Origin of the sequence: Corallococcus carmarthensis (genome assembly GCF_003611695.1) — a bacterium.
Lineage (GTDB): Bacteria > Myxococcota > Myxococcia > Myxococcales > Myxococcaceae > Corallococcus > Corallococcus carmarthensis.
Genome location: NZ_RAWE01000350.1, coordinates 1 through 5,895, shown reverse-complemented (window position 1 = coordinate 5,895; position 5,895 = coordinate 1). Strand labels below are relative to the sequence as shown.

Genomic DNA, 5,895 nt, shown 5'->3' with positions numbered 1-5,895 from the left:
GTATAACGCAATGAGGCGTCATGACCCAACGACCCGGGCGGGCGGGCAGGCGAAGGAGCGCGCCACCGGTCTGCTGTCATGGGTGACACCCCCTTATGGACCACGGGGCCGCTCCGGGGCCGCCGGGGGAGCCCGGGGAGCGTGGGGGACGCGGCGTGTTATGGAAGGGGTGTGCAGAAGATCGGCTACCTGATTCCCGAGTTCCCCGGACAGACCCACATCTTCTTCTGGCGCGAGTTGCAGGCGCTGCCGGGGAAGGGTGTGTCGCCGGAGCTGGTGTCCACCCGTCCGCCGCCCGCGCGCATCATCAGCCACAGCTGGGCCCGCGAGGCCATGTCGCGCACGGAGTACCTGGCGCCGCCGGGTCCCCTGGGCGTGGTTCGGGCCGCGCTGGAGATTGCCCGGGCCATGCCCACGGGCTGGGCGCGGGTGCTGGCCTCCATCGCCAGGGCGGAGGGCCTGGACGCGAAGGGGCGCGCACAGCTGGTGGCGTTCGCGGTGATGGGCGGCCGGCTGGCGTCGCTGGCGCGCGAGCGCGGCTGGACGCACGTGCACGTGCACTCCTGCGCCAACGCGGCGCACGTGGCCATGTTCGCGCACCTCTTGTCGGGCCTCACGTACAGCATGACGCTGCACGGGCCGCTGGACGACTACGGGCCGAACCAGCGGGAGAAGTGGCGGCACGCGAAGTTCGCCTTCGTCATCACGAAGAAGCTCTTGGCGGAGGTCCGCCAGGAGCTGGCGGGGAGCCTGCCGGACCGGATTGAGCTGGCGCCCATGGGCGTGGAGCTGTCGCGCTTCCAGCGCTCGGTGGCCTACGAGCCGTGGTCCGGTGAAGGCCCGCTGCGGCTGTTCGCGTGCGGCCGGCTGAACCCGTGCAAGGGGCACGCGGACCTCATCGACGCGGTGGGGATGCTGCGCAAGAAGGGCATCGACGCGCGGCTGTCCATCGCGGGCGAGGACGAGGCGGGCGGCACCACGTACCGCAAGGTGCTGGAGGCGAAGCTGCAGCAGGACGGCCTCACGGACGCGGTGACGCTGCTGGGCGCGGTGAGCGAGGACGTGGTGAAGGACGGCATCCAGCGCTCGCACCTCTTCGCGCTGGCGAGCCTCCAGGAGCCGCTGGGCGTGGCCATCATGGAGGCCATGGCGATGCGCGCGCCGGTGGTGGTGACGGGCGCGGGCGGCGTGAAGGAGCTGGTGGACGACGGCGTGGACGGCGTGCTGGTGCCGCCGCAGGCGCCAGCGGTGCTGGCGGAGAAGCTGGAGACGCTGGCGCGCGACCCGGCCGGAGCGGTGCGGCTGGGCGAGGCGGGCCGCCGCAAGGTGGAGCAGCAGTTCAGCAGCGAGCGCAGCGCGGACATGCTGGCGCAGATGCTGGACGCGCGGCCGTCGTAGCGGGACTCAGCGCACGGCCTTCCAGAAGAAGAGGGCCGTGGCGCGCTTGTTCCGCTTGTCGCCCTGCCCGAAGTACGCGGTCGCCGAGTGCACGAAGTCCGCCCGGTAGACGATGAGGCGGTTGAAGACGTTCTCCACCTCCACGTCCTGCACCCACGCGTTCGCGGGCAGCTTCGTCACGCCGAAGGCCTGGGTGAGGTTCACGCAGCCGGGAGGGCAGGTGTTGCCGCCCAGGCCGCCGCCGGGCATGCGCAGCCGGTAGAAGGACGTGCCCATGTGCTTCGCGGGCGGCTTGGGGTGCAGGTAGATGACGCCCGCGAAGTCGCACAGCGCCAGCGAGTCCACATGCGGCTTGGCGGTGGACTCCTTCTCCCCCACGAGCTGCACGTGGTTGTGGGACAGCGAGCCCTTCGCCGGGGCCTCCTGCTTGAGGGCGCGCACGCCGGCCTGCTCGCAGATCCACTGCTCCACGGGCGCCAGCTCTTGCGGCGTGAGCGCGTGGGGCGCGCGGATGCCGGGCCAGATTTCCGGCCGCCACGGCGCACCCATCGTCCAGTCCTCGCGGGCGAGGTTGCGCTCGTAGACCTCCAGCGCGTTGGGCAGGACGTTGTCCTTGATCCAGTAGTCCCGTCCCAGCTTCGGCTTCCGGTAGGGAAGCACGTCGCGAACGGCCGACTCGGGACGCCGTTGTTCGAGCATGAGGGATTGCCGCCTTCCTGCCAGCGCGGCCGGTCCGGATCCGCGCGCGGGGGCGCGAGGAGGCGGATCCGATCGCCGTGGCATGGGAAGTGCCAGCAAGAACCCTGCCGTGTTTTCACGCGTGTTTCACGCACCGGACCGGGGCGTTCTGCCCCATTCGCCTGGAGCACTCGCCACGCTGGGGCGTTTTGCCCCGTGCTCCCGGATGCGCACCGCCGGACCTCCCTCCGTGAGCGGGCCTTCGGATCCGGTCAATCGCCCCGCGGGGCCTTCGTCGAGAGTCTTCGCCCGGGATGACGACTGCTGATCATCCCGGCGTGTTTCTGTCGGAAACCCCGGGGCGCATGCCCCCAGTGGACACCCGAAAGACAGACACTGGATGCATTCGCGACAGCGGCGGTGGAAATCGCCGGGTGGGATAGGATTTCCAGACACTCTTGGTAATTCCGGGAAAGGATGCTCTGTCCGGGCTGGAAGGTTTTGTCATCATGGGCGTGCACGGAACGCGGCTCGGGGGGCACTTCCATGGCTGACAATGAGATGCAGACGTTCGCGGCGCTGGTCATCCAATTCCGTTCGGGGCTCTTGAAGCACGCCCAGCGCATCCTGGGGAACGCGGCGGACGCGGAGGATTTGGTGCAGCACGCGCTGGACGAGGCGTGGAAGGAGCGGCTGCACCTTCAGGGGGCGGAGGCCTTCCGGGCGTGGACGGGGCGGGTCATCAACACGCGGGCCATCAGCCTGTTGCGCCACCACCGCGCGGAGCAGCGCAAGGCGGTGAACGCGGGGTGGGTGACGGTGCTCGCGGATGATCCGGAGGAGACCGAGGGCGGCGAGCTCTGGACCTTCATCCAGGAGAAGGACCTGCGCGAGGCGGTGGACCGCCTGCCGCCGCAGCAGCGCGAGGTGTTCCACCTGCGCGCGCAGGGGCGCTCCTACGTGAGCATCGGCGCCCAGGTGGGCCGCTCCACGGGCACGGTGGGCTGGTGGCTCCACCAGGTGCGCGAACAGCTGCGCGAGCGGCTCCAGCCCATCGCGGAGGAGCGCCGGCTCTCCGTGGGCACGTGGCACTGAGTCCCTCGAAAGAGGGGGGACCTGTACCCCCTCCGAGGGATGGTTCGCGAGCCGAGCCCTGGGTTGAGTCGGTGCTCCTCACTTCGAGGAACACCGGTAGGGCTCCCCATGAATCTGACGGTCTACCTGCTTCGCGACAGCATCTCTGAACTCGACCAACTTCAGCGCAAGGAGGGGTACCGCGAGCTGAAGCCCAGCGACGGCCTTCCCTTCCCATGCGTTGCTTGGGTCCAGGCAAACAGGCCGACTCCACCCAAATGGATGCCCTGGCTGGAGACGGCGTTCGACGTCGGGGGCCTCCATCTGAAGAACCAGTCCAACTCCTTCGTGCTGTTCCTCAAGGTGGACAAGCGCGTCTTCGCGCTCACGTTCGGATTCGGGCTGGGCGCCATCGAGCGGAAGCTCATCGAGCCGGACTTCGGGCTCAAGGTGGTCCTCAACGAAGTGGACCCCGACGCGCTGGACATGGTGGACACCCGGCGGGTGGACCGGGTGAGCCGCCAGCGCCGGACGCACCTCAACGCGGGGCGGAACGTGGGCGAGTTCGACATCAGCACGGAGCTGGATTGGCTCCAGAAGGTCAGCGGCCGCCCGCTTTCCACCGCGCTGACGAAGAAGATGGTGGGCGCGGATTCCCTCAAGCTCTCCATGAAGTGCACGGTCGCGGAGCTGGGGGCGCACTGCCAGACGTTCCTCACGCAGTACCGGAAGACCCAGTACAAGAAGCACTTCGGCTTCATCGACTACCTGCGGCCGCTCAAGGCGCGGAATCCGCTCATCCCCGTGCTGGAAGAGGACCTGATGGGGCTTCTGAGGGACCGCTCGCACGAAGAACTCGCCGTTGCGTTCCCGGAGATGCCGGACGAGCGAATCACCCGGTGGCGGTTGTCGCAGGGGCATCAATCACAGGAGTTCGAGGACCTGGACATCGAAGGGGTCTACGACTTCCTGGAGGCCCATCCCGAAACCCAGCTGGATCCCCAGAAGATCCGGGTGCGTGGCTTGAATGACGAAGGGGAGGTCCTAACGTCGAATGACAACCTCCACAGGTATCTGGTGGCTCAGGTGGAGCACGCAGGCGCGACCTATGTGTTGTCCCTGGGGCAGTGGTTCCGCGTCGACACGGACTACATCGCAAAGGTGCGCGAGCGGGTGCGAGAGATCGCCGACGTCACGGCGAAGTTGCAGCTCCCAAAGTGGAGCCAGACCTTCAAGAAAGAGGGGGCGTACAACAAGCACGTGGGCAAGACGAAGAACTGGCTGGTGCTGGATGCGAAGCCCTTCTACCCGGATGGTCACACGGGGAAGATGGAGGTCTGCGACCTGCTGAGCCCCAACAGGGACTTCATCCACGTGAAGAGCATGAAGGACTCCGCCACGCTGAGCCACCTGTTCGGTCAGGGCAGCGTGTCCGCGCGCCTGTTTCGCTCCGTGCCCGCGCATGCGGACAATGTTCGGAAGTTCTTCCATGACCACTACGGGAACGCGAAGGACTTTGACGGGATGAAGGGCTCGCCGCGCGTCGTCTACGCCATCGCGACCCGGAAGCAGGGGGCGCTCGCGGATACGCTCTTTTTCTTCAGCGTCGTCAACCTGCTGGAGCACGTGAAGACCGTTCGTCTCGCTGGCTTCGACGTCGCGCTCTGCCGGATTGAACGGTAGGGACGCACGCTCCGGGTCCGCAGGAGCGTGTGTCCCTACCGGACTCTACCTCAGCGCTGGGATTCCACGCGGGCACTGTTGCCCACGCGCGCGGCCAGCAATGCCGGGCCCGCGGCCTTCTCCTCTGGGAAGGGCAGGGGCGTGGCCTCCGCGCGCAGCAGTGGCAGGCCGTGCGGCTGGGCCTGGAGGAAGGCCACCAGCTTCTCCCGCACCAGGCAGCGCAGGTCGAACGCCTTGCCCGAATCCGCCGCGCTCACCAGGGCGCGCAGCTTCATGGTGCGCTCGCTCAGGTCCGTGACCTGGAGCCCCTGCACCTTGCCGTCCCACAGCCCGTTGGACTCCTGCTCCAGGATGCGCTTCAGCTCCGCGCGCACCGCGGGCACGTCCGTGCGGAAGTCCACGTACAGCTCCGCCGTGCCCAGGATCTCCGGCGACACCTTGCTCCAGTTCTGGAACGGCTTCTCCAGGAACTGCGTGATGGGGATGACCAGCCGGCGCAGGTCCCACACCTTCACCACGACGTAGGTGAGGGTGATCTCCTCCACCCAGCCCCACTCGTTCTCGATGATGACCGTGTCGCCAATGCGCATGGGCTGCGTGATGGACAGCTGGATGCCCGCGAACAGCGTGGACAGCGACTTCTGCGCCGCGAGGCCAATGGCCAGACCCGCGATGCCCGCGGACGCCAGCAGCGACACGCCCACGTTGCGCACCGCCTCGAACTGGAGCAGCAGCAGCGACGCGGCCACCAGCACCACCGCCACCTCCACCACGCGCCGCAGGATGGCCAACTGGGTGCGCAGGCCGCGCACCCGCGCCACGTCCGTGCCCTCGGGCGACTTCGCGACCTTGTCCTCCAGGAACCGCGCGGCCCGGGTGAGGAAGCGCAGCACGAACAGCGCCACCGCCACGATGACCACCGAGCGCGCCCCCAGGTCCACCGTCTCCTCGGCCACCAGCGGCATCCTCAGGAACCGCGCGCCCGCCGCCACCAGCACCCCCGCCAGCACGGAGCGGATGCTCCCCCGGCCCGCCGCCAGCAGCTCGTCATCCCAGCCGGAC

The 5,895-nt window shown here is 68.4% G+C and carries 5 protein-coding genes; 3 read left to right on the top strand and 2 right to left on the bottom strand.

Going from position 1 to position 5,895, the window contains the following annotated elements:
- The first annotated feature begins 171 nt into the window (after positions 1-171).
- A complete protein-coding gene (epsE, locus tag D7X32_RS42620; protein ID WP_120608221.1) occupies positions 172-1,398 on the top strand; it encodes an exopolysaccharide biosynthesis GT4 family glycosyltransferase EpsE in 1,227 nt (408 codons plus the stop codon).
- Between the two features lie 6 nt (positions 1,399-1,404).
- Here the strand turns inward: epsE and D7X32_RS42615 are convergent, their stop codons facing one another.
- Entirely contained in the window at positions 1,405-2,097 is a 693-nt protein-coding gene (locus tag D7X32_RS42615) for a DUF6445 family protein (RefSeq protein WP_120608220.1), read from the bottom strand.
- Between the two features lie 525 nt (positions 2,098-2,622).
- Between D7X32_RS42615 and D7X32_RS42610 the strand changes: the two genes are divergently transcribed.
- A complete protein-coding gene (locus tag D7X32_RS42610) occupies positions 2,623-3,171 on the top strand; it encodes an RNA polymerase sigma factor (RefSeq protein ID WP_158625863.1) in 549 nt (182 codons plus the stop codon).
- A 39-nt stretch (positions 3,172-3,210) separates the two neighbouring features.
- Positions 3,211-4,833, top strand: coding sequence for a DUF6119 family protein (locus tag D7X32_RS42605; protein WP_120608218.1), 1,623 nt, complete (start codon positions 3,211-3,213; stop codon positions 4,831-4,833).
- Positions 4,834-4,883: 50 nt separating this feature from the next.
- Here D7X32_RS42605 and D7X32_RS42600 read toward each other — a convergent pair.
- Positions 4,884-5,895: mechanosensitive ion channel family protein (locus D7X32_RS42600; RefSeq protein ID WP_120608217.1), on the bottom strand; the 1,012-nt coding region annotated here is incomplete at its 5' end.